The sequence below is a fragment of the Streptomyces sp. CNZ301 genome (assembly GCF_004217425.1).
In genome coordinates this window covers 2,046,589-2,070,896 of record NZ_SHLG01000001.1, presented here as the reverse complement: position 1 = coordinate 2,070,896, position 24,308 = coordinate 2,046,589, and the positions used below count along the sequence as shown (strand labels likewise).

At 69.5% G+C, this 24,308-nt stretch carries 21 protein-coding genes; 12 read left to right on the top strand and 9 right to left on the bottom strand.

The features are described from left to right. Positions 1-72: 72 nt before the first annotated feature. Entirely contained in the window at positions 73-576 is a 504-nt protein-coding gene (locus EV375_RS08920; protein ID WP_130298978.1) for an NUDIX domain-containing protein, read from the bottom strand. Between the two features lie 151 nt (positions 577-727). Between EV375_RS08920 and EV375_RS08915 the strand changes: the two genes are divergently transcribed. Continuing rightward, positions 728-2,137, top strand: a complete 1,410-nt coding sequence (locus EV375_RS08915) for a S28 family serine protease (protein WP_130298977.1) — start codon at positions 728-730, stop codon at positions 2,135-2,137. Positions 2,138-2,301: 164 nt separating this feature from the next. Here the strand turns inward: EV375_RS08915 and EV375_RS08910 are convergent, their stop codons facing one another. Both EV375_RS08910 and EV375_RS08905 read right to left on the bottom strand, forming a co-directional pair. Then, positions 2,302-3,177, bottom strand: coding sequence for a sugar phosphate isomerase/epimerase family protein (locus EV375_RS08910; RefSeq protein ID WP_130298976.1), 876 nt, complete (start codon positions 3,175-3,177; stop codon positions 2,302-2,304). Positions 3,178-3,275: 98 nt separating this feature from the next. After that, the gene (locus EV375_RS08905; RefSeq protein WP_130298975.1) at positions 3,276-4,445 is read right to left on the bottom strand and encodes a LacI family DNA-binding transcriptional regulator; all 1,170 of its coding nucleotides are present in this window, start codon (positions 4,443-4,445) and stop codon (positions 3,276-3,278) included. 324 nt (positions 4,446-4,769) lie between these two features. Here EV375_RS08905 and EV375_RS08900 point away from each other — a divergent pair, with 324 nt between their 5' ends. The 11 genes from EV375_RS08900 (at position 4,770) to EV375_RS08850 (ending at position 16,339) form a co-directional block, all read left to right on the top strand. Continuing rightward, the gene (locus EV375_RS08900; RefSeq protein WP_130298974.1) at positions 4,770-5,957 is read left to right on the top strand and encodes a Gfo/Idh/MocA family protein; all 1,188 of its coding nucleotides are present in this window, start codon (positions 4,770-4,772) and stop codon (positions 5,955-5,957) included. A 7-nt stretch (positions 5,958-5,964) separates the two neighbouring features. After that, positions 5,965-6,915, top strand: a complete 951-nt coding sequence (locus EV375_RS08895; RefSeq protein WP_130298973.1) for a DUF6807 domain-containing protein — start codon at positions 5,965-5,967, stop codon at positions 6,913-6,915. A 124-nt stretch (positions 6,916-7,039) separates the two neighbouring features. Beyond that, entirely contained in the window at positions 7,040-7,783 is a 744-nt protein-coding gene (locus tag EV375_RS08890; RefSeq protein ID WP_130298972.1) for a cupin domain-containing protein, read from the top strand. A 98-nt stretch (positions 7,784-7,881) separates the two neighbouring features. Next, positions 7,882-9,165: an ABC transporter substrate-binding protein gene (locus EV375_RS08885; RefSeq protein WP_130298971.1), complete on the top strand. Its 1,284-nt coding sequence runs from the start codon at positions 7,882-7,884 to the stop codon at positions 9,163-9,165. After that, a complete protein-coding gene (locus EV375_RS08880; RefSeq protein ID WP_130298970.1) occupies positions 9,165-10,190 on the top strand; it encodes a carbohydrate ABC transporter permease in 1,026 nt (341 codons plus the stop codon). Before EV375_RS08885 ends, EV375_RS08880 begins: the two co-directional genes overlap by 1 nt. Next, positions 10,190-11,056 (top strand): carbohydrate ABC transporter permease, encoded by an 867-nt coding sequence (locus tag EV375_RS08875; protein ID WP_130298969.1) that lies wholly within the window; start codon positions 10,190-10,192, stop codon positions 11,054-11,056. Before EV375_RS08880 ends, EV375_RS08875 begins: the two co-directional genes overlap by 1 nt. Before the next feature lie 6 nt (positions 11,057-11,062). Next, positions 11,063-11,671 carry a hypothetical protein gene (locus tag EV375_RS08870; RefSeq protein ID WP_130298968.1) on the top strand — a complete coding sequence of 203 codons (609 nt, stop codon included), beginning with the start codon at positions 11,063-11,065 and terminating at the stop codon, positions 11,669-11,671. Between the two features lie 162 nt (positions 11,672-11,833). Then, complete coding sequence (locus EV375_RS08865; RefSeq protein WP_165434703.1) at positions 11,834-12,985, top strand: Gfo/Idh/MocA family protein; 1,152 nt, start codon at positions 11,834-11,836, stop codon at positions 12,983-12,985. Positions 12,986-13,082: 97 nt separating this feature from the next. Beyond that, the gene (locus EV375_RS08860; RefSeq protein ID WP_130298967.1) at positions 13,083-14,279 is read left to right on the top strand and encodes a dihydrodipicolinate synthase family protein; all 1,197 of its coding nucleotides are present in this window, start codon (positions 13,083-13,085) and stop codon (positions 14,277-14,279) included. Continuing rightward, entirely contained in the window at positions 14,276-15,127 is an 852-nt protein-coding gene (locus tag EV375_RS08855) for a sugar phosphate isomerase/epimerase family protein (RefSeq protein ID WP_130298966.1), read from the top strand. The genes EV375_RS08860 and EV375_RS08855 overlap by 4 nt, the downstream gene beginning before the upstream one ends. A gap of 699 nt (positions 15,128-15,826) precedes the next feature. Beyond that, positions 15,827-16,339: a zinc ribbon domain-containing protein gene (locus tag EV375_RS08850; RefSeq protein WP_130298965.1), complete on the top strand. Its 513-nt coding sequence runs from the start codon at positions 15,827-15,829 to the stop codon at positions 16,337-16,339. 165 nt (positions 16,340-16,504) lie between these two features. Here the strand turns inward: EV375_RS08850 and EV375_RS08845 are convergent, their stop codons facing one another. The 6 genes from EV375_RS08845 to EV375_RS08820 form a co-directional block, all read right to left on the bottom strand. After that, positions 16,505-16,711 (bottom strand): DUF397 domain-containing protein, encoded by a 207-nt coding sequence (locus tag EV375_RS08845; protein WP_130298964.1) that lies wholly within the window; start codon positions 16,709-16,711, stop codon positions 16,505-16,507. After that, positions 16,708-17,607, bottom strand: coding sequence for a Scr1 family TA system antitoxin-like transcriptional regulator (locus EV375_RS08840; RefSeq protein ID WP_130298963.1), 900 nt, complete (start codon positions 17,605-17,607; stop codon positions 16,708-16,710). The genes EV375_RS08845 and EV375_RS08840 overlap by 4 nt, the downstream gene beginning before the upstream one ends. Positions 17,608-17,895: 288 nt before the next feature. Beyond that, the gene (locus tag EV375_RS08835) at positions 17,896-18,237 is read right to left on the bottom strand and encodes a VOC family protein (protein ID WP_130298962.1); all 342 of its coding nucleotides are present in this window, start codon (positions 18,235-18,237) and stop codon (positions 17,896-17,898) included. A 276-nt stretch (positions 18,238-18,513) separates the two neighbouring features. Further along, entirely contained in the window at positions 18,514-18,939 is a 426-nt protein-coding gene (locus tag EV375_RS08830) for a hypothetical protein (protein WP_130298961.1), read from the bottom strand. Between the two features lie 18 nt (positions 18,940-18,957). Next, complete coding sequence (locus EV375_RS08825; RefSeq protein WP_130298960.1) at positions 18,958-19,593, bottom strand: hypothetical protein; 636 nt, start codon at positions 19,591-19,593, stop codon at positions 18,958-18,960. Between the two features lie 3 nt (positions 19,594-19,596). After that, on the bottom strand, positions 19,597-24,270 hold the full coding sequence (locus EV375_RS08820) for an RHS repeat domain-containing protein (protein WP_130298959.1): 4,674 nt from the start codon (positions 24,268-24,270) through the stop codon (positions 19,597-19,599). Positions 24,271-24,308 lie beyond the last annotated feature (38 nt).

Here is a 24,308-nt window from a genome sequence, read left to right as displayed (position 1 = left end):
GCCCGTGGTCGTAGCCCGTGTCGTTCCCGGGCGTTCCCGGTGCCTCCCCGGGCCTCGTGTGCCGGAGACCGCTCAGTCCCTGCACAGCTCCACGATGTACTCGTCCACCGTCTGCACCATGCCGCCGCCCGGCAGCGCTTGGCCTTCCGCGCGCCAGTGCACCGCCGACACCTCGTCGTTGGGGACGAACCTGCGCGGCCGCTCGGTGCGCGCCGTGAAGACCCCGCCGTACAGGACGCGTCCGCTCGCACCCAGCGCCGTACGCGTGTGACCGACGAACCGCAGCTCGCCGGGCTCCAGCAGCTGACCCGTCTCCTCCCGCAACTCCCGTACGGCCGCCGCCCTCGGGGACTCCCCGGGCTCGATCCCGCCGCCCGGCAGCTCCCAGCACTCGCGCTCCCGCTCGTACACCATCAGCACTTTCCCCTCGTGCCAGAGCACGACCAGCGCGTAGCCCATGGGCGCGTCGTCGAAGCCGGCGTCCTCCGGCTGTTCCCGCGCGTCGTGGAAGGCGAGCAGAGCCATGTTGCGCGGCCCGGTGACCAGAGGCTGCGGCTGGCGCGGGTGGTCGGTCATGCCCCGCATGCTAGAGCGTCCCCTCGCCGGGGCCCGCCCGCCGGGCAGCTGTTACTCATGCGACATCTCGTGCAGGCGCGACAGATCTGGCGGTACGTCATCCGTGCCGGTAAGTTCACTGCGAACTTTGACGGGATCCAGGGGAGAGCGCATGCGAAGAACGCTCAGATGGACGCTGTCGCTTGCGGTGCTCATAGGCACCGCCGGCGCCGGGGGAGCGTCGGCGCCGGCCGCCACAGCGGCCGACAACGACATCAAGGACCGCATCCTCGCGATCAAGGGGATGAGCTTCATCGAGGAGAAGAAGGTCGACGGCTACCGCTTCTTCCTCCTCAACTACGAACAGCCGGTGGACCACAGGCACCCCGGGAAGGGGACCTTCAAGCAGCGGATCTCGCTGCTGCACAAGAGCGAGGACCGGCCCACCGTCTACTTCACCTCCGGCTACGGGCTGAACGAGGAGCCCCGGCGCAGCGAGCCGACGCAGATGACCGACGGCAACCAGGTCTCCATGGAGTACCGGTTCTTCACGCCGTCCCGGCCCGACCCCGCCGACTGGTCGAAGCTGGACATCTGGCAGGCGGCCAGCGACCAGCACCGCATCTTCAAGGCGCTGAACAAGATCTACGGCGAGCGCTGGATCTCCACCGGCGGCAGCAAGGGCGGAATGACGGCGACGTACTACCGCCGCTTCTACCCCAAGGACATGGACGGCACCGTCGCCTACGTCGCGCCCAACGACGTGAACAACGACGAGGACTCGGCCTACTACAGCTTCTTCGAGAAGGTCGGCTCCAAGGAGTGCCGGGACCGGCTCAACGCCGCGCAGCACGAGATCTTCGACCGCCGCGGCGAGATGGTGAAGCGGCTGAAGACGCTCGCCAAGGAGCAGGGCTACACCTTCAAGCTGGCCGGCAGCGCGGACAAGGCCTTCGAACTCGTCGCGCAGGACATCGTGTGGGGCTTCTGGCAGTACCACCTCGAGGAGGAGGAGTGCGACGCCGTGCCCTCCACCAAGGCCACGAGCGACGAACTGTGGGACTGGGGCAACGAGATCGGCGGCTGGGCGGCCGGCGCCGACCAGGGCATCGAGTACTACACGCCGTACTACTACCAGGCCGGTACGCAGCTGGGCTCGCCCGACTACGAGTCGCCGCTCCTGGACGACGTGCGCAAGTACCCGGGGCTCAACAAGCCCCGCACGTACGTGCCGCGTGACATCCCGATGAAGTTCGACCGCAACGCGATGAAGGACATCGACAAGTGGGTGCGCACGAAGGCGTCCCGGATGCTCTTCGTCAACGGTGAGAACGACCCGTGGAGCGCGGAGGCGTTCAGCGTCGGCAAGGGCACCGAGGACTCGTACGTCCTCGAGGCGCCCGGAGCCAACCACGGTGCGAACATCGCGAAGCTGAGTGAGAAGGACAAGGAGACGGCGACGGCCGCGCTGCTGGAGTGGGCCGGTGTGGAGCCCGCGAACGGTGCGACGCCGAAGCGTCTGACGAAGTACGACGCGGACCTGGACCGTCCCGTCAAGCAGGAGCGGATGCTGCGGCCGTAAGGCTTCCGGCAGTTGCCGGTTCCTGCCGGCCGTTCCGTTCACGCACGACCAACCGGTGCCCGGCCGGGGCCTGTTCGGCCCGGCCGGGCACCGGCATGTCCGCGTCCGTGAGGCAGGGGCAGGGGCAGGGCGACGGCACGCGGGGCCCCCGCGTCGCCGCCGCGTCACTTCCCTGCGTCGTCCCCCGTCATCAGGCTCCGCAGGTGGTCCCGTACCGACGGCAGGAGCTCGGGAAGGTCCGGCACCTGCGGGTACCAGCGCTTCTCGTACTCCCAGCACAGCCAGCCGCGGGCGGAGTCGGAGTGCGGCGCGGTGGCCACGCTTCCGTCCGTCCCGACGGCGCCGATGGGGTCCTTCGCGTCACCGGCGTGCGTGAGGAGCCCGACCACCTCGCGCAGCGGCAGCACGCCCCGGCCGGGCGGCACTGGCGTGGTGTCCTCGGCGGAGGCGATGTCCTTCACCTGCACATAGCCCAGGAACGGCGCGAGGAGGCGCTGGCTGGCGCCCGGGTCCTCGCCGGCGCGCCAGGTGTGCATGACGTCCCACAGCGCTCCGGCCGAGGCGTGACCCACGGCGGCGAGGACGCGGGCGGCGTCCTCGCCGGTGCTGTGGGAGTCGTGCGTCTCCAGCAGCAGCCGCACCCCGAGGTCCGCGGCGAGCGGCGCCAGCGCCGCCAGCCGCCGGGCGGCAGTCGCGTCGCTCTCCTCGCGGCTGCTGTCGCCGCCGCCGGGGAAGACCCGTACGAACGGAGCGCCCAAGTCCCTTGCGAGCTCCATGAGTTCCTGCACGTCCGTCAGTACGGCGTCGTCGTCGCCGGGGGCGGCGACCTTGGCGTATCCGGCGAGCGAGAGGACCTCCACTCCCGCCTGCTTGAACTCCTCGACCACGTCGACACGTTCGGCCAGGGTCAGACCCGGATGGACGGGCTCCTCCGGGTGTGCTCGCAGCTCCAGGCCCTCGAAGCCGGAGTCGGCCGCGAGGCGTACGGCTTCGGGCACGGGAACGGAGGGAATGCCGAGGGTGGAGAAGGCGAGTCGCATGAGCACAGCGGATCAGATGCCCATGGCCTCGTACAAGCTCCGGGCGTCGACTGATCGCGTGTGCCCCCGCACCACGGTGTGAGAGGCGGCGTCCCAGCTCAGCCGCGGGGCCGGGGTGGCGGCGCGGTGGAGCCGCGCGCCAGCAGCTCGGTGCGGACGGTGGCGACACCGCCGGGTGGCGGAGTCTCGCGGCCGAGGGCGAGCCGCCCTGCGCGCGCGCCCGCGTCGTGCAGCGGAATGCGGACGGTGGTGAGCGTCGGCGAGGCGTCGGCGCTGAAGGGAAGGTCGTCGAAGCCCGCGACGGAGACGTCCTCGGGGATGCGCAGCCCCTGGTCGCGCAGCGCGGCGCAGACGCCGAGGGCCACGGTGTCGTTCGCGGCGAGGACGGCGGTCAGACCGGGCACGCGGCGCAGCAGTTCGAGGGCACCGTCGTAGCCGGAGGAGCGGTCGTATGCGCCGCCGTGCACGGTGAACTGATCGGCGTCGGCGAGGAGTTCGGGGGCGGCGGCGCGGAGCGCGAGCCGGTGGCCCTCCAGGCGGTCGCGGGTGGTGGTGCGGTCGGAGGGCCCGGTCACGTAACCGATGCTGCGGTGGCCGAGGGAGAGGAGGTGTTCGGTGAGCCTTCGGCTGCCGCCGCGGTTGTCGAAGGCGATCGTGACTATGCCGTCTCCGCTGTCCGCGCCGGAGCCCCCGAACTCCCCGCCCCGCCCGTCCTCCTTCGGCGCCCGTGCCTTCTCCCGTTCCGTGCCTTCCGGCTCCTGGTGCTCGGGGGCGAGAGGGGGCCGGCCGCACAGCACGATGCGGGTGCCTCCGGAGGCGAGGCGGCGCAGCCGGGTGGCGAGCGCTGCGCCGTGCTTCTCGTCCTCCACGCCGCTGCCGGTCAGGACGACGGCGGCCGCGCGCTGGCGCTGAAGGTGCGTGAGATAGCTCAGCTCGCTCTCCGTGGAACCGCCGGTGTTGCAGACGACTGCGAGCTTCTGGCCGCCGGCACCGCCCTGCCCGCCGGTGCCCATCTCGCTCTGCACGGCGCTGGCGATGATGCCGAAGAACGGGTCGGCGATGTCGTTGACCAGGACGCCGACCAGGTCGGATGTGGAGGCGGCGAGCGCGCTGGCGGGACCGTTGACGACGTACTGGAGCTCCTCGACCGCGCGCATGACCCGTGTGCGGGTGGCGCCCGCGACGGGGTAGTTGCCGCTCAGCACACGCGAGACGGTCGCTGCCGAGACCCCTGCTCGCGTTGCCACATCGGCCAGAGTCACTGCCATCCAGTCCTCCGTTGTCCACAGTCCACGTACATGTCTTCGGGGAGCGCCCTCACCGGGCGGCCCCGCACTGGTGCTCCGACGCGGCGGCGGGTCGACGCGCGAATGTGCATCGGTGCAGCGCACACGGCACAGTCGGGTTCGTCGGTGGCCGGGCGCGCCCATGTTCTCACTCCGCGTGTCCCTTGGTGACTGCAACCGGATCCCCGGCCGGTTCCGGCCGAGTCATTCCGGCCCCCTCGTGCACGGGGTCTTGTCCTGTCATATCAAGCACCCTTAGTGTCCTCGCATAGTAAGCGCTTGCACTCTTTGGGAGGCCACTGCTGTATGGCGTTCGAGAAGACTCCCGTACGCGCCGCGGTCGTCGGCACCGGCGGCATCATCACCGGAGCTCACCTTCCGGCGCTGCGGGCGCACGCGGACCGTGTGCGTCTGGTGGGCGCGGTCGACGTCGACGAAAGCCGTCTCGCGGACTTTCTCGGCGAGGCAGGGGACGGCGTGAGCGGATACCCGGGCATGACGGAGATGCTCGCGGCTGAGGAGCCGGACCTGGTGCTCATCGGGACGCCGCCCTCCCTCCACGCCGAGCAGGCCCGTGCGGCGCTGCGCGCCGGGGCGTGGGTGCTGTGCGAGAAGCCGCTGTGCCTCTCGCTCGCCGAATACGACGCCATCGCGGCGGAGGAGGGGCCGCCGGCTGGTGGGGCCGAGGGTGCCGGTGAGGCCGAAGTCCCGTCGGGAACCGGCGAGTCGGCGGGTCGCGGGGGCCCGTTCGCCTCCGTCGTCTTCCAGCACCGCTACGGCTCCGGAGCGGCGCACGCCCGCGGCCTGCTGCGCTCCGGAGAGCTCGGGGCGCCGCTGGTGGCCCACTGCCAGACCACCTGGCACCGCGACGCGGAGTACTACTCCGTTCCCTGGCGCGGACGTTGGGCCACGGAGGGCGGCGGTCCGACCATGGGCCACGGCATCCACCAGATGGACCTGCTGCTGCATCTCCTCGGCGAGTGGAGTGAGATACGCGCCATGGCGGGGCGCCTCGTGCACGACGTCGAGAGCGAGGACGTCTCGACCGCCCTCGTCCGCTTCGAGAACGGCGCCATGGCGACCGTCGTCAACAGCGTCCTGAGCCCGGACGAGGTCAGCCGGATACGCATCGACTGCGCGGACGCCACCGTCGAGTTGACGCACCTGTACGGGTACGGCAACGACGACTGGGCCTACACCCCCGCCCCGCACGCCCGCAGCCGGACGGAACGCACCTCGCACTGGCGCACCCCCGCCGCCGACGTGCCCAGTTCGCACGCCGCCCAGCTCGGCGGCTTCCTCGACGCAATGGAGAAGGGCGAACGGCCCCCGGGCAGCGGGTCCGACGCCCGCCGCACGCTCGAATTCCTGGCCGCGCTCTACAAGTCGGCGTTCACGGCACAGCCCGTGCAGCAAGGTGAAATCACACCGCAGGACCCCTTCTACCGCGCCATGCACGGCGAACACCCGGACTGGGCACCGAAGGAGCACTGACAGCACCATGAGCGCAGATGTCCCCCGCGAGCACCTCCCCGTCACCGTCACGCACACCCACGGCGAGCGCATAGGCGTCGAGGCCGCCGGCACGGAACTGATGTCCTACGTCTACGCCCCCGATCCGGTGGCCTTCGAATCGCGCAAGCCGTACGCGCATCCGCTGCGCACCCTCGCCGGAAGCACCGTCACGGGCTACCGGCCCAACGACCACCGCTGGCACAAGGGTCTCCAGATGACGGCCAGCCACCTGTCGGGCCAGAACTTCTGGGGCGGCAACTGCTACGTGCACGGGGAGGGTTATCTGCCGCGTCCCGAGCTCGTCGGCTCCATGCGGCACGACGGCTTCGACGCGTTCGAAGTGGCCGACGACAGACTGGACTTCACCGAGCTGCTGACCTGGGTCGAGAACGGCGGAGAGGAGTGGGCACACGAACGACGCGGTGTCGCGCTGCACTCGGTGGACGCGCGGAGTGGCACTTACGCGATCGACTGGGCCATCGAGCTGACCAACACCCGTGACAAACCACTGGAGTTCGGCTCGCCGACGACGCACGGCCGCGACATGGCTGGCTACACCGGACTTCAGTGGCGGGGGCCCCGGGACTTCACCGGCGGCCAGGTCCTCTCACCCGCCGGGCCGAGCACCGACGAGGAGATGATGGGGCAGCCGGCCGCCGAGCACCCGTGGATCGGATTCGTCGGCGAACACGACGACGTGGACGTGCGCTCGACGCTGGTCTTCGCGCACGCGCCCGGCAACGAGGAGTCCGTGCAGGCCTCGCACTGGTTCGTACGCTCCGAACCCATTCCGACCGTGGCCTTCTCCTGGGCTTTCTTCGAGGAGTTCGTCCTGCCGCCGGGCGACTGCTTCGCGTACCGCTACCGGATGCTCGTCGCCGACGGCGCCCTGGACGCGGACGGCGTCGAGCGCCACCTGAAGTCGATTCCCTGGTGACCGGCGAGGGGCCGCCGCACCACCGGCCGTGAACCCCCCCCATGACCGCCCCTGACCACCCACCCCGTGAACCACCCACCTCGTGAACCACCCACCCTGAACGCCGAGTTGAAGGAGACAGAACGTGCTGGACGCGCCGCTGCCCGGCGGGATCGGCCTGTCGCACATCACCGCCTACGACTGGGAGGCCGCGGACGGGGTGTGCGGCGGCAGCCCCCACATCCACCTCGCCTGCACGGAGGCGTACGTCGTCACCGGGGGAGAGGGCGCCGTACAGACGCTCACGCCCGAGGACGGCTTCACCGAGACCCCGCTGGAGCCCGGTGTGATCGCCTGGTTCACGCCCGGAACCGTGCACCGGATGGTCAACGGCGACGGGCTGCGGGTGACCGTGCTGATGCAGAACAGCGGCCTGCCGGAGTCGGGGGACGCGGTGTTCACCTTTCCGCAGGACGTGCTGGCCGATCCCGAGGCGTACGCCGCCGCGGCCGCGCTGCCCGCGAAGGAGGGCCCCGAGGCCGACCGGGCGGCACGCGAGCGGCGCGATCTCGCCGTCGCCGGCTACCTCGTCCTCAGGGACGCGGTGAAGAGCGGCGACAGCGAGCCGCTGCACGCGTTCCACCGCGCCGCCGCACGCCTCGTCGCGCCCAAGGTGGCTGCCTGGCAGCCGCGTTGGCGGGACGGCGCGCTCGCCGCCGCGGAACTCACCGGGCGGCACCTCGTCGCCCTCGCCGGCGGCGACGCCTCCCACCTCTCCGGCGCACACGCCCGTTCGACCGGGCCCACGCGGCGCGGCGGCTACGGGATGTGCGGACGCCGCGACGAGTACGAACTGCCCGGCACCACGCTGCCGTACCACGGCGAATAGCCCGGAGCCCCCGACCACCCGACTGCCTGCCCCCGACCGCCTGCCCCCGACCGCCTGCCTCCGACCACCCCGCCCGCACGTACCGGAAGGTTCATCGCATGCCCGCATCCAGGACGAAGGCGTCCTGCGCGGCAGCCGTGGCGATCGCCCTGTGCGCGACGCTCGCCGGCTGCGGGGGCGGACCCTCGGCCGCCGCCGACGGAAAGGTCACGCTCCGCTTCACGTGGTGGGGCAACGCCGACCGGGCCGCCCGCACCGAGAAGGCCGTGGCCGCCTTCGAACGGGCCCATCCGTCCATCGACATCCAGACCTCCTACTCCACGTACGAGTCGTACAAGCAGAAGCTCGCCACCCAGGCGGCGGGCGGCGACGTGCCCGACCTCATCCAGCTCGACTACCGGCAGATCAGCCAGTACGCGGATTCCGACGTGATGCTCGACCTGTCCCGGCAGCGCCGGCACCTGTCCACGGACAAGATGGACCCGGCGCTGCTGCGCACCGGGCAGGTCCGCGGCGCGCAGTACGCCCTGCCGATGGGGGTGGGTACGCAGACGGTCGCCCACGACAAGAAGGCCTGGCGTGACGCCGGGGTGAAACCGCCCGAGGCGGGCTGGAGTTGGCAGGACTGGGTGCGGGCACTGCGCAAGGTGAAGGACGACCGCGGCACCTACGCCATGACGGACCCGGGCGCGGCGGAGGACCAGTTCGAGATCTGGCTGCGCGGCCGGGGGAAGAAGCTCTACACCGACGACGGACGGATCGCCTTCAGCGCGGGCGACCTGGCGCGCTGGTGGACCTTCACCTCCTCGCTCCGCAAGGAGGGACTGGTCAGCCCGGCCACGGACACCACACAGATGTCCGGCTCGGTGGAGGACGCACCGATGGGACGCAAGAAGGCCGTCGCGGAGTTCAACTGGGATGCGCCCTCCGCGGGTTACGAGGCGATGTACGGCGACCGGCTCGCCATCGCCCCGACGCCCACCGGCGAGGACGGCACCTTCGGGCAGTACTACAAGCCCTCCATGCTGCTCGGCATCGCCTCCCGCAGCGAACACCCCCGCGAGGCCGCCCAGTTCATCGACTTCTTTCTCAACTCCGACAAGGCCGCCGACATCCTCGGCGTCGACCGGGGCACGCCGGTCAACAGCACGCAGCGCCGCAGGGTGCTCTCCACGGTGACGGGGTTCCAGAAGCAGGTTGCGCGGCTCCAGACGTCGTTGCAGGGCAAGCTGAAGGCGCCGCCCGCCGCTCCGCCACGCGGTGACAACGGCCTCCAGTCCACCTTCCAGCGGGACTACGACCAGGTCTCCTTCGAGAAGCTCTCACCGCGCGAGGCCGCCGAGAACTTCCTCACCGAGGCGCGAGCGGAGCTGAGGCACTGATGGCGGAACCGTCGACGACTTCGCGCACCCAGCCCGCCCCTCCCGCGGCTGCGCCCGGCAGCTCCCCGCTCCCCGGGACCCGCACGCCCGTCACCGCCGCACCCGGCCCGGGCGGACGCCGTCCCGGCCGCCCGCCCAGGCGCGAACGGCAGGGCCCGGCCTGGGTGTTCCTCTCCCCGTGGGTGCTGGGTGCGTCCGTGCTCACCCTGCTGCCGATGGCGGTCTCGCTCTACCTGTCGTTCACCGACTACAACCTCTTCGATCCTCCGTCGTGGGTCGGCCTGCGCAACTACGTCCAGATGTTCACCGAGGACCCGCGGCTGCTCCGCTCCGTCGGCAACACGCTGCTGTACGTCCTCGTCGCCGTGCCCTTGCAACTCGCACTGGCGCTCGCGGTCGCCGTCGCGCTTAAGTCGATGAGGCGCGGACGGAACTTCTACCGCTCCGCCTTCTACGCGCCTTCTCTGCTCGGCGCCTCCATGAGCGTCGCGCTGGTGTGGCGGGCGATGTTCAACGACGGCGGCACCGTCGACAACCTGCTGAGCGGCCTCGGCCTCCACATCGGCGGCTGGGTCAACCGGCCGGGCTGGGCGCTGCTGGCCGTGGCGCTGTTGACCGTGTGGCAGTTCGGCGCGCCCATGGTCATCTTCCTCGCCGGGCTCCAGCAGATCCCGCGGGACCTGTACGAGGCCGCCTCCGTGGACGGGGCGGGCCGGTGGCGCCAGTTCGCCTCGATCACCCTGCCGATGCTCTCTCCCGTGCTGTTCTTCAACCTGGTGCTCCAGACCATCCAGGCCTTCCAGGTCTTCACGCCCGCCTTCGCGATCAGCAGCGGCCGGGGCGGCCCCGCGGACTCCACGCTCTTCTACACGCTCTACCTGTACGAACGGGGCTTCACCGCCTCGCACATGGGCTACGCCTCGGCGATGGCCTGGATGCTGCTGCTCGCCATCGGCATCGTCACGGCGGTGCTGTTCCGCACCTCCCGGTCCTGGGTCTTCTACGCGAACGAGGAGGCGGCCTGATGTCCGTCACCGCTGTCCCCGGGCGGCACCGCCGCATCGACTGGCGGCGCGTCGCGCTCCACGGAGGGGCCCTGGCCGTGCTCCTCGTACTGCTCTACCCGTTGGCCTGGCTCGTCGCCACTTCGTTCAAACCGGCGGACGAAGTGCTCGCCAGCCTCGCCCTGCTGCCCTCCCGGCTGGCCACGGAGAACTACGGCACCGCGGCCGAGGGCATCGAAGGCGTCACGCTGCTCCAGCTGTTCGGGAACTCGCTGACGATCTCGCTCGGTGCCGTCCTGGGCAACGTGCTCAGCTGCTCCCTGGCCGCGTACGCCTTCGCGCGGCTGCGGTTCACCATGCGCGGGCCCCTGTTCGCCTTCATGATCGCCACGATCATGCTGCCGCACCACGCCGTGCTGATCCCGCAGTACATCGTCTTCAACCAGCTGGGCATGGTGAACACGTTCTGGCCGATGGTGCTGCCCAAGTTCCTTGCCACGGACGCCTTTTTCGTCTTCCTCATCGTGCAGTTCATGCGCGGGCTGCCGCGCGAACTGGACGAGGCGGCCAAGATCGACGGCTGCGGACCGTTCCGCATCTTCGCCCGCGTCGTGCTGCCGTTGACGAGGCCCGCGCTGATCACCACCGCGATCTTCACCTTCATCTGGACGTGGAACGACTTCTTCACACAGTTGATCTACCTCTTCGAGCCGGCCAAGTACACACTCACACTGGCGCTGCGCACCTTCGTCGACACCTCCAGCCAGTCCGCCTACGGGCCGATGTTCGCGATGTCGGTGTTCGCGCTGCTGCCGATCGTGCTGTTCTTCCTGGCCTTCCAGCGGCTGCTCGTCGAGGGCATGGCCAACTCCGGGCTGAAAGGCTGAACTTCCGTGAGCACTTCGCGGATACCCCGTGACCGTGGCGATCTCTTCGGGGCGCGCTTCGAACTCTTCGCCGACGTACTGGCGCTGGGGCTCGCCGCGGCCGTCGCCTCCCTGCCGCTGGTCACGTTCCCGGCGGCGCTGTCCACCGCGTGCACGCTGCTTCGGCGCCGTCGCCTGTTCGCCGAACCCTGCACAGCGGGACGCTACTTCGCCGTGCTGCGCCGGCGGCTGGCCCGGCGCGGCGAATGGGCCGCGGGGGCGGTCGCGCTCGCGTTCGGCGCGCTGGTCGCCGCCGACGCCGGGCTCGCCTCGGCGGGCCTGCCGGGCGCGGGGCCCTTCGCCCTGGCCCTGGCGGTGGTCGCCACCGCGACCGCGGTCGTCGGGCTGCGGGCGAGCGCCCAGCAGTCCCACGAGCAGTTGCCGGGCTGGCTCCCCGCCGTGCAGGCGGGCGCCGTCCGCACGGTGAAGGATCTGCCGGGCAGCGGCCTGGTGCTGCTGGCCGTGCTGACGGCGGCCGTGTGCGCGTGGGCGCTGCTGCCCGTTGTCCTTCTGCTTCCCGGGCCGCTGGCCCTGGCCCTGACCGCCGTCGAACTGCGGCAGGAGACCGGACGGTGAGCAGGGCCGCCGCCCGGCGCGTGCCGTCCCGGTTACCCGTACGCGCCGGCCCGGCCGGCCGGGGCCTTGTGGCCCCGGAGAAGTGCGGCTAGCTTTCCTGATAGAAAGCGCTTGCTGTCGATCTTGCCAATCCCTGGTGCGGAGCCGAAGGAGACAACCCACGTGACACGCAGGACAGTGCGCATCGCCATGAACGGTGTGACCGGACGCATGGGGTACCGCCAGCATCTGGTGCGCTCCATCCTGGCCATCCGCGAGCAGGGCGGCATCGACCTCGGTGACGGCAGCACCCTGTGGCCCGAGCCGGTGCTCGTCGGCCGCCGCGACCTCGCCCTCAAGGCGATCGCCGAGCGGCACGGCCTGGACGAGTGGAGCACCGACCTCGACGCCGTCCTCACCGACGCCAGCATTGACGTCTACTTCGACTCCCAGGTCACGAGCGCCCGCGAGGACGCGCTGCGCAAGGCGATCGGCGCCGGGAAGCACATCTACACCGAGAAGCCCACCGCCACCGGCCTCGACGGCGCCCTCTCCCTGGCGAGGCTCGCGCACGAGGCGGGCATCAAGCACGGCGTCGTCCAGGACAAGCTCTTCCTGCCGGGTCTGCTCAAGCTCAAGCGACTCGTCGACGGTGGCTTCTTCGGGCGCATCCTCTCCGTGCGCGGCGAATTCGGCTACTGGGTCTTCGAGGGCGACTGGCAGGAGGCGCAGCGCCCCTCCTGGAACTACCGGTCCGAGGACGGCGGCGGCATCGTCGTCGACATGTTCCCGCACTGGGAGTACGTGCTCCACGGGCTCTTCGGCCGGGTCACCTCCGTACAGGCGCTCGCGGCGACACACATCCCGCGCCGCTGGGACGAGCAGGGGCGGGCCTACGACGCCACGGCGGACGACTCCGCGTACGGCGTCTTCGAACTCGAAGGCGGCGTCGTCGCGCAGATCAACTCTTCCTGGGCGGTGCGCGTCAACCGCGACGAACTCGTCGAGTTCCAGGTCGACGGCACGGAGGGTTCGGCCGTCGCCGGGCTGCGCCGCTGCCGCGCACAGCACCGGTCGGGCACGCCCAAGCCCGTGTGGAACCCGGACCTGCCGGCCACGGAGGTCTTCCGCGAGCAGTGGCAGGAGGTCCCCGACAACGGGGAGTTCGACAACGGCTTCAAGGCCCAGTGGGAACTCTTCCTGCGGCACGTCGCGCTCGGGACGCCGTACGACTGGGACCTGCTCGCCGGAGCCCGCGGCGTCCAGCTCGCCGAACTCGGCCTGCGCTCGTCCGCGGAGGGCCGCCGCATGTCCGTTCCGGAGCTGTCGCTCTGAGACCCGGTCCAGCCGCCCCGGGGCCGGCTCCCGGCCGCGGGTCGCGTCCGCAAGTCCCGTTCCACAGTCCCGATTCAGGCTTCGAGGGAGAACATCCGTGATCCGACTGCCCGACGAGAACGGGGCGTTGCGCACGTACCGGCCCAGAGCCGAGCCCGCGGCCGCGGTCGCCGGACCGCCGGCGGGAGCGGCGCCCGCCTCACGCACCGTCTTCGCGGCGGCGCACGTCGTCGCCGACCGGTACCGGGCGAGCGCCGGGACGGAGCCGCCCGCCGCGCTCGACTGGGACGCCACGCTCGCCTTCCGCCGCCACCTGTGGTCGCACGGCCTGTGCGTCGCCGAGGCCATGGACACCGCCCAGCGCGGCATGGGCCTGGACTGGTCCGTCGCGGCCGAGCTGACCGCACGCTCCGCCGCGGAGGCGAGGGCCGTGGGAGGACGCATCGCCTGCGGCGTGGGAACCGACCAGCTCCCCCCGGGCGGCGCGGACATGGCCCGGGTGCGCGCCGCGTACGAGGAGCAGTCCGAGGTCGTGGAGAAGGCCGGGGCACAGGTGATCATCATGGCCTCGCGTGCGCTGGCCGCGACCGCCCGCGGCCCGGAGGACTACCGGGACGTCTACGGGCACCTGCTGCGCCAGGCCGCCGAACCCGTCATCCTGCACTGGCTCGGGCCCATGTTCGACCCTGCGCTGGAGGGCTACTGGGGCAGCACCGACCTGGACGCCGCCACCGACACGTTCCTGGAGATCATCGCCGAACACCCCGCGAAGGTCGACGGCGTGAAGGTCTCCCTCCTCGACGCTGACCGCGAAGTGGCCCTGCGGCGCCGCCTCCCCGACGGAGTCCGCTGCTACACCGGCGACGACTTCAACTACCCGGAACTCATCGCGGGGCACGGGCAGAGCGGCGAACACCCGGTGGCGGAACGGGACTTCAGCCACGCCCTGCTGGGCATCTTCGACCCGCTCGCGCCGCTCGCGGCCGACGCCGTCCGACTGCTCGACGCCGGCGACACCGCCGGGTTCCGCGCGGCGCTCGACCCGACCGTCGCGCTGTCACGGCACCTCTTCCAGGCGCCGACACGCTTCTACAAGACGGGAGTCGTCCTCCTCGCATGGCTCGCGGGCCACCAGGACCACTTCGTCATGGTCGGCGGCATGCACTCGGCGCGGTCGCTGCCGCACCTCGCGCGGGCATACGAACTCGCCGACTCCCTGGGCCTGTTCCCCGACCCGGCCCTCGCCCAGGAGCGCATGCGCCGCCTCCTCGGAGTGCACGGGGTGGAGGCGTGAGCGCCGCCGCGGGGCTCGCCCGCTTCTCCGTCAACCAGCAGACCGTCAAGCAGCTCGCGCTTCCCGAACTGGCCGACGCCTGCGGCAGGCTCGGCATCACCCAGGTGGGACTGTGGCGCGAACCCGTCCAGGAGTACGGCCCCGAGGCGTCCGCGAAACTGATGCGGGACACGGGCCTGAGCGTGACCTCGCTGTGCCGCGGCGGCTTCTTCACCGCCCTCGACCCGGTGCAGCGCCGCCGCGCCATCGCGGACAACCGCGCCGCGATCGACGAGGCCGCGACCCTGGGGACATCCACGCTGGTGCTGGTCTCCGGCGGGCTCCCCGAGGGAAGCCGTGACCTGGCGGGTGCGCGGGAGCGGATCGCGGACGCGCTCGCCGAACTCGCCCCGTACGCAGGGGAGCGCGGCGTACGGCTGGCGATCGAGCCGCTGCACCCGATGTTCGCCTCCGACCGCTGCGTCGTATCCACGCTCGGGCAGGCCCTCGACCTGGCCGAGCGGTTCCCGGCGGAGCAGGTGGGCGTCGTCGTGGACACGTACCACGTCTGGTGGGACGACCGGGCTCCGGCACACATCGAACGCGCCGGAGCGGGCGGCAGGCTGGCGTCCTTCCAGCTCGCGGACTGGATCACGCCGCTGCCCGAGGGGGTGCTGCTCGGCCGCGGCCAACTCGGCGACGGAGCAGTCGACCTGCGCGGATTCCGCGAACTCGTCGACGCCACGGGTTACGACGGGCCGATCGAGGTGGAGATCTTCAACCCGGGACTGTGGGCGCGCGACGGCGCCGAAGTCCTGGCCGAGACGGCGGACCGGTACGTGCGGCACGTAGCGAGCGCGGGGTCGTGAGCGCGGGGTCGTGAGGACAGGGTCGTGAGGACAGGGTCGTGAGGACGGGGTCGTGAGCACGGGGTCGGGACAGCGACGTCGTGAGCGGGGGGGCCGAGACGGTGACGTCGTGAGCGTGGGGTCCTCACACGCTGTGTGAGTGCTCACCGGCGGTGGGGTGCTCACCGGTTGATGCTCACCGGCTTGAGCGCAGACTGGCCCGGAAGGTGGGTCCGGAAGATCCTGAAGAAGAAATTCCGGGTCGCGTGCAACCCTTCCGGGGAGTTATAGGTCTTACCTGGTGCTTGGGCCTCTTGGGGGGATGCAAGGGGTCGAAGGGGGCAAGTGGGGCCCGGCGGTTGGAGCACGGCAGCCGGGCCCCTAAAGTTTTTCAGGGCGGCGGTGGTGCTGGCCCGCGTCGGCGTGAAGACGACCCGCCGGCTGCGAAGGTGAGCCGGGAGCGCCCGCTCTGACCGCCCTGACCGCCCCAGTCGCGGTTCGCGGTCACGCCTCCTGGCCCGGCGGCCCGTCCCCCGGCTTCGCCTGAGCCGGTGCAACACCACGCCTCCATATGTCAGTTGATGACAATCGCGTCGACCGCACCGAGCCGACTCATGCAGCCTGGGGGTCTCGTTACCGGCGGTTGCGCCGTTACTGTCCGCAGGTACACGAGTGCAAGCGGATAGTGGTGTGACCCCGAGGCTGCCCTGGAGTGTGCGCATGCTGACCACATGCCCCCGATGCGGGACGCGATCATCCGCGACTGCCGAGTCCTGCGGCGACTGCGGTCATGATCTCTACCGCGTCGCCTATCCCACCTCGTCCGCCGCTCTGCGGCTGACCTTCCGGAACCGCGTGCCCGCACGGCTCACGGTGAGCGTCGCCCTCGCTCTCGTCGGCGCGGGAGTGGCCGCGGGCGTCCTGCTGGCGGGCGGGGACGACCCTGAGCCGATCTCCAAGAACAGGCCCCCAGCCTCGGCCGTTCCCCGCGAGCCCACGCCGTCGCCACCGCCTTCCACTCCCGAGCCCACGAAGACGAAGGCCCCGCCGAAGCCGGCGCCCGCCACGACACAGCCCACGCGGACGCCCTCGGCCGTGCCGTCCCCGACGCGGACGTACCGGGCCCCCTTCGAAGGCATCCGGGATGCCCGGCGTGCGCTGGAGTTCGCCGACGAGGTGAAGCGGCAGTGGACGGGTGAGGGCCTGGGCGAGAGGCGCTGGAACCGTCCCTGAGCGTTCGGCGCCTGGGCGTTCGGGGGTTGAGCGTTCGGGGGTTGAGCGTTCGGCGCCCGCGGCCCCGGGACGATGACTGACGCACCGCCCGGGGTCGGGCTGACCTGACGGATCGGCTCCGGGCTGAAGGCCGGGCATCGGATGATGCCCGGGTGCTCGTCCGGATCAGCGGGGCGCGGCGAACGAGACGAACTCGCTCCAGGCCCCGGCGGGGAAGCTGAGCCGCGGGCCGTGCGCCTTCTTCGAGTCGCGGACGTGGACGCCTGCCGTCGTGGCGGCGGCCTCGACGCAGTCGTTGTTGTCGCTGCCGCTGTAACTGCTCTTGATCCAGGCCAGGTTGGAGGCGTCCTGGGCAGTGGGCTGCAAAGTCATGTCTCACCAAGCACTTTCGCGATGAAGGCCAGGGACTCCCGTGGGCTGAGAGCCTGAGACCGGATGATTCCATACCGCAGCTCCAGCACCTGAGCCTCTTTCGGGTCGGAGATGAGGTGCGTGATCAGCTGAGCTTCCGAGTACCCGACCGTCGCCCCCTCCTTCAGTTTGAGCACCTGGAGCTGGCCTCCCAACCCGGCGTGATCCTCCCGGTCCGTCGGCATGACCTGGATCTCCACATGCCGCAACTCGCCCACGTGGAGGAGGTGTTCGAGCTGTCGCCGCAGCACCGGCCTGCCGCCGACCGGACGCCGCAGCGTGACCTCCTCCTGGACGAACGTCAGCGTCGGCGGCGGAGTCCTGCGGAAGATCTCCTGCCGGGCCATGCGGGCGGCCAGAAACCGCTCCAGGTCGTCCTCGCTGTAGGCGGGGCGACGCATCCGGAACAGCGCCCGCGCGTACTCCTCCGTCTGAAGCAGACCGTGGACGTTGTGATTGCCGTACGCCCCGAGCTCCACCGACTCGGCCTCGATCCTGGCCAGATCCCGCACCTTCTTCGGATAGCGGGCCTCCGCCACGTCCCCCTTCATCGCAGCCAACTTGCCGTCGGCGCCGAGCACTTCGTCCGCCGCCGTCAGAAACTCCGGCCTGGGCACGCGCCTTCCGCGCTCCACGGAGGACACCAGGTCCTCCCCGTACCCGATGGCTGCCCCGAGCTCCGCCTGCGTCAGCCCGGCCGCCTCCCGCCACAGCTTGATCTGCCGCCCGACGGCCTTCACGACCGCCCCGGAGTCGTCCTCCAACCCCGGGTCCCACCCGGTGCTGTCGGCCCCGTCGGCCGTGTAGTCCCTTCGCCCGGCGGCACTCGCAGCGCCGCCGCCCTTGTCCCCGTCCATGGCCCGTACCCCTGTACCCCTCTGTCCGGTGTCCCTGCGTGGTTCAACGGGAGTCGGCGGCCTGCGGGTTACGGCCGACGAGCGGTACGGACGGGGGCGGCAGCGGTACAACGGGGCGGCGGGCGGATCGGGGCTGCGTGACTTGCCCTGCCGCTGACAAGCAGGCGAGGCCGTCAGCCACCGTGCGGGGCGCTGGCGGCGCGGGTCGTAGTACCGGAGTGCGGTCGTACCGACAACTGACCTGCTCCCGCCGGAGGATCAGCGGTTTCCTCGGTGTCGGAGGTGCCGTCAGCCTGGGCCGCCGCCGAGGCTGATCTCGTTGCCGTCCGCGTCCCGGTAGCTCACCTTGGTCACGCCGCCTTCGTACGTTTCGCGCTTCGCGGGCTCGATGCCCCGCCGGGCGATCTGGGCGACCCGGTCGTCGAGGTCGTCGACGAACGACAGCACCAGCGCGTTCCCCGCCCGGTCCCGGTCCTCCACGATGTAGACGTAGCGCTGCTCGGCCACCTCCCACACCGCCTCGATGTCGTTCGGCAGAAACGACGGCTCCTCCCCGAAGAACCGCTCGTACCAGGGCAGAGCCGAGGCGTAGTCGGTGACGGGGACACCTGCGAACAGTTCCCTGGCCATGCCGTCCTCCATGTGGGGTGGATGAGGTCGCCCATGCAGACTTCGGGGGCGGCGGATATTCATCGCCGTCCGGGGCCGGGAGCGGTACAGACGGACCGTCGGGCTCCTTTGGGTTGAACCGCTACCGGGGCCAGCTCGGTCGAAGCAGCCAAGCACTGTTCCGTCAGCTTTCGGCCTCGAACTTGGACCCCAAGCAGGCGGGTGTAACGACAAAGCGGGGCGTTACGGGCCCGGTCCGGATCTTCCACGAGGTAGATGTAGCGGTGCCCTGCCACCTCAGCCCGTGACTGGCCTCGTGGGGTCGTCAATATCGATAGTAATCGTCACTGCCGCGGTCGAGCGGAATGTGGCGTGATTGTTTCGTACCTCTCCTTCCGTGAACGGATTGGAAGCAGTGAAGAAAACCACCCAGTCGAGGGAGCCGTCCTTTTTAACCCTTGCAAGGAAGCCCTCGGAACCGTTGTCGCCGTCTCCATGCCAGAGCGCACCTCCGTCTTCGAGGTCGATCTTCCGTCCGTCGACCACGGAAACCCAGTCCGGTGCAATTGCGAGGCGCTCTTCCAGGTCGAATTCTTCTTCGATGGAAATACCATTGGGGCTGCTCGGGTCCACGCGTACATCGTAGGAGCGCCCGTCGGCGAAGTGAAGCGCATTGTCTACGGGGACTTCTTCGTTGACCCACAAGTCCTCGATCTTGCTCATTTCCCCTTGGGCTCCTTTCTATGCGGAAGCCTCCCATCCTCTGGCGTCGGCCACCGCTCGGAGCCTCCCTACGATTTGGTCGCGGAGTGTGGTACTTGTCTGTCGTAGATCTTGCACAGACTCTGGAGTTACAGCGGTCCCCGTGCCGTCGACGAAATCACGCACGAACTCGGCCTGCGCTTCTTGTTCCAGCCGCTGCAGTTCACCGGGCGGAGCCGGCGGCTGCCCATATCTTGTAACGACTGCCTGATCACCACTCAAGGTGAGGTCGAAATCAGAAAAAAGTGTCTCCACTGTCTGCCCGGACATTTCTGCCTGCTGGGCAACGGGGTTCAAGTACACCGACAGAGTGTTGACGGCCAGCATTGCGACTTGTGAGGAATAGAACTCCTGGCTGCTCGGATCGTCTTCCTCTTCCTCGTCCAGGTCGGCCATGGCTTCTTCCAAGACTTCAGCAGCGTGGTTGTCTACATCCGCTCCCGAGGCCGCCTGCCAACCCAAGTCCAAAGCGCCACGGAACCAGTCGTTTTCGGCTTCTCCGTTGAGCAGGCGGAAGACTCCGCTTGCCCTCTCGGCACAGCTGGCGCAGAAGGCCACGAGCTCCGCCGGTGATGCGGAGCGAAGTGCGGTGTACACATCATCGTTGCGAGTCATACATCATTCCCTCTGAGCCCAGAACATCGTATAGGGAGAATTTTGGGGCATATGGCCTCGAACGCCCACCCCGCCAAGTTCGACTCCCCGTGTGTCGATCATGGGCAAGCATATATCTCGGCAGAAGTTGCGGGACGCGCCACCGTATACAGCATGTTCATTGGGTCCCAAGGAGTTCAGAATCCCTTCTTCGGCATGTCCCGGCGCTTGTACGAACTCCTCCCCAGGGCGCAGGGTCCAGTTCGAAGGCATGGCCCCGCCGCCGTTGATCCCGATTCGGTTGGTGTATTGCCCTGTCTCGGAGTTGAAGACCCCGATGACAGCAGTCGTGCCCTTCTTGTCAGCCATGAAGTAGTCGTTGCGTTGTGACTGCAACTCCTCAGCACGGTTCAAGGCCAGCCGGGCATCGTCCTCTGTGCCGGGGCGGCACGGCGAGAGTCCAAGAACGTCCGTCCAGATGTGGGGATTGCGGACGTAGGTGTTCGGGTTGGGTGCCGGCGCGAGGCCCAGCGGATCGGGGGTGACGTAGCGGGCGGTTTCGGGGTCGTAGTGGCGGAAGTAGTTGTAGTGCAGGCCGGTCTCTGGGTCGTCGTACTGGCCCGGGAAGCGGAGCGGGGTGTATGCGGTGGCGTCCCGGTTCCAAGTGGTATGGCCCCAGAGAGTGGTGCGGGTGTGCCATGCGATGTCGCCATGTTCATCGACGAGTTCGGTGGGGGTGCCGACGAGGTCGGTGACGATGGCGAAGAAGCGGGAATCGACCTGCTCCTGGGTGAGCGGCTTGCGTTCGTACTGGGTGAGCGGGCGGTGTCCGTCGTGGTCCCAGGTGAGGATGACCCCGGTGGTTGAGTCGGACTGCTCGGCGAGGCGGGTGCCGTCCCAGGTGAAGTAGGTCGCTTCGCCAGCTGAACCGTTGTCGCTGAGACGGAATTTCGCGATGCGGCGTCCGAGCGGGTCATAGGTGTAGGTCCACCGGACGCCGTCCGGTGTGGTGCAGGCAACCAGACGGTCTTCGGCGTCCCATTCATAGCGCCAGGTGTCCGGCTTGCGGGAGAGTCGCGTTTTCTGACGCAAGGTCATACGACCAGCCGCATCGTGTTCGTAACGCACGGCTCCCGCGACAGTGATGCGAGTGCCCTCGTATATTCGATCGCCCGGGGCCCCGGAGCGTTCGGCGCTCTCGGGCCATGAGGCTTGGGTCTGGTTGCCGGCTTGGTCGTAGGCGTAGGACTCGGTCCATCCGTCCGCAGTGACGGTAATCGGCCGACCCACGGTGTCCAGACCAACCTGCTGGCTTGCCCCGGTGACTTCGTCGGTAACGGACGTCAGGTGGCTGTCGGCTCGGTACGTGTAAGAACGAGCTCGCTGAGTACGGGTGTTGGTGACCAGATCCTGTCGGGTCATGCGCCCCAAGGGGTCCCATGCGGACATGAGACTGACGGCGTCACCGAAGCTGCGCTCCGTCTCCCGCCCCATCTCATCGTGTGCGAAGCCGATCTGGTGCCCGTCGGTGGAGAGTGAGCTGCGGTTCCCAGCCAGGTCGTATGTGGTGATGGTCGTGGCACCGGTTGGGGTGGTGCGTGATGTGCGACGGCCGAGTTGATCGTACTCGTAGTGGATGGTGCGGCCGTCGACCGTCTCTGCCAACAACCGGCCGACGGTGTTGTATTGAAGTTCGAGAGCCGAAGAGGGCGACACGGCGCGTACCACGCGGCCTGCGTCGTCGTACGCGTAGGTGGTGACGGCTCCAGCCGCGTCCTTTGACTTCAGGCGACCCGTGCTGTCGAACTCATAGCTGATGGTGTTCCCGAGCGGCGTGGTTCGGGATGTCACCCTCCCCGCTGAGTCGTGGTGGTAAGTGACTTCGCGATTGTCGAAGTCTGACTCGGACGTGAGGCGACCCGCGCGGTCATAGATGTAGTCCCAGATCAGGCCAAGGGGATTCGTGACCTGCGTCAGGCGAAGTTCGGTGTCGTAGCTGAAAGCGTAAGTGGCACCGTCAGGGGTGGTGCGAGACGACAACTGGTCGAAATGGGTGTAAGTGAAGGAGTTCTCATGTCCATCGGGCCCGACGTGCTTGAGACAGTTGCCCTCTCCGTCCCACTCCCATGACTCCTCCGTGCCGTCATGCGCCATGCGGTGGGAGGGCTTGCCCTCAATCGTCCATCCAAGCCGCGTTGTCACCCCAGCTGCGTCAGTGATTGATGCGATCCGGCCGAAGCTGTCACGGCTGCAGGTCGTCTCTGCCCCAACCGGATCGGTGATGGCCACCGTCAAACCGACGGAGTTGTTGGTGATGCAGGACTGCGCGTCCAGTGTGTCGGTGATGGAGGCTACGGCCCCGGCGGGCTCGTACGTGAAGCGGGTGGCGGTTCCGTCGGGGGCCGTGACGGCAGTTCGGTTGCCGCGCCTGTCGAATTCCTGCTGCCACACGGCGCCGTCGGGGAGGGTGATCTCCACGGGGAGATGCATGGCGTTGTAGGTGGTGGTCGTCGTGGTGCCGTCCGGGCGGTGGACGGCGACGAGGTCTATGTGGTTGTCGGCCCATTCGAAGCGGGTGGTGTGGCCGAGCGCGTCAGTCCGCGACAGCAGGTTGTCGTGGCGGTCCCATTCGCGGTGGACTGTGTGGCCCAGCGGGTCGGTCTCCGCGATGACCTGGCCGAGATGGTTGAGGTGGTAAGTGGTCACCGCGCCGAGGGAGTCGGTGTAGCGCGTGATGCGCTGGGCGGTGTCGTACTCCAACTGCGAGGAGAGGTAGCCCTCGGGGCCGACGGTGCGCGTGACACGGCCGCGTTCGTCGTAGATGAACTGGTAGGTCGAGTCGTTCCGGTCGGTCCAGGAGGTGATGCGGTGCTGGTCGTCGTAGCCGAACACGAGCGGCAGGCCGGATGAGTTGACGATGTGCGTCAGGTTCCGGGCGTCGTCGTAGGCGTACGACTTGACCTGGACCGGCCCGTCAGGGGTGCGTACCGCGATGGCGGATATGAGGCCGTCGTCGGTGGTGACCTCGACGTGGTAGCCGCCGTCGTGGCGCACGGCGGTGGGGGTGCCGTCGGCTTCGCGGTCGATGCTGATGCCGTTGCCGTTGCGGTCCTCGACCTCGGTGAGCCACCACAGGCCCTGCGCGCCGTCCTCGGGCGGGAGAAAGCGGCGGGTCAGTCCGGTGCGGGGGTCGGTGACGGCCAGGTCCCAGCCGCTGGAGCCTTGCACGCAGGTCAGCGGGATGCGGTGGCCCTCGTAGGGGTGGACCTGTTCACCGATCATGTCCGGGGCGTGGCCGTACCGCAGGGAGGAACCGTCCACTCGGTGCCACCACAACTCTTTGCCGTCCTCGGCGACTTCGAGGCGTTCGTCGAGGGTGGAGGCCCAGGAGGGGCCGTAGAAGCGGCCGTTGCGGTAGCCGGATATGTGGGTGCGCTCGATCACCAGGGGCAGCACGCCGGGCAGGGTGAGGTCGGTCTGGTGCTGGAAGACCTCGCCGGTGGCCATGTCGATGGGGTCGCCGCCCAGGCACTTGTCGGCCGCGTTGCGGCCCTTGGCCGACAGCTCCGGCGACGGGGGCTTGTGCTTGCCCGGCGCGTTCTTGCCGGCCGGGTTGGGCCCGCCGGGCAGCCCGTTCGGCCCTTTGCCGTCGCCGCGTGAGGTGATCGCCTTCATCGAGTCGGCGACGGAGTTCTCGTTGTCGCGGTGGCGCTTCGCCATGGAGCGCACGCCGCCGGGGACGCCTTCGCTGACGTGTTTGGCGACCTTCTTGAGTGCCTTCTCCGAGCCGTTGATCGCGCCGTCGAGGACGCTGTCGAAGGCCTGGGTGAACGGGTCGCGTCCCTTGGTGCGGCCGAAGGCGCCCTTGGCGCGGCCCAGCGGGGCAAGGGCGTTGGTGTGCAGGTCGGAGCCGTGGCGGGAGAGTTTCTCCGCACCGTTGTCGAACTCGTTCAGATCGATCCGCATCCGGCCGCCACCGCCACCGCCACCGCCACCGCCGACGGCGCCTCCGCCTGAACCGCCCCCGCCGCCGGCGGAGTTGAGGTTCATGCCCCCGGGCTTGCCGTCGCCGCCACCGCCACCGGCGTCCCCGCCACCACCACCGCCCTGTCCTGGCGGGAGGCTGATGGCGTCGTCGGCCAGATCGAGGATCATGTCCTCGGTCAGCTTCTCCAGCTTGGCCGTGACCGGCTCGGTCACCTCCGCCAGCAGCCGTTCGACGATCTCTTCCTGCGCCTCCTTGATGAGGCGGCGGATCAGCTCCCGCATCGCCGTCACCTGCGCCGCACCGATCAGCGCCGACAGCCCGCCGGTGACGACGGCGGCGCCGATCGCGATGCCCGCCGAGGCCGCCATCGCCCCCAGTTCGATCTCGGCCTTGACCTTCATCCCGTAGATGACGTCCGCGACCACGTCACACGCCTTGGCGAACGTCCGCGCGATCTCCGGGACCTTGTCCAGATGGGAGCCCTTGACCTTGCCCCAGTGCCCCTTCAGGGCGTCGACGGCGTAGCCCTCGCTGGAGGCCAGGATGCGGTTGACCGCCGCGTGCGCTTCCCCGCCGTGGCCCTCGAACTTCTCCGCGAACTCCCGCATGGCGTCGGCCATCTCGCGGTAGTCGTCCTCGTCCACGTTGGGCCAGTTGATCCCGATGAAGTCCAGAATCTCATCCAGCCAGCCCGGCAGAACGTAACCCATCCCCCGTACCCCCCGTCTCGCAGCGCGCGAACGCGCCC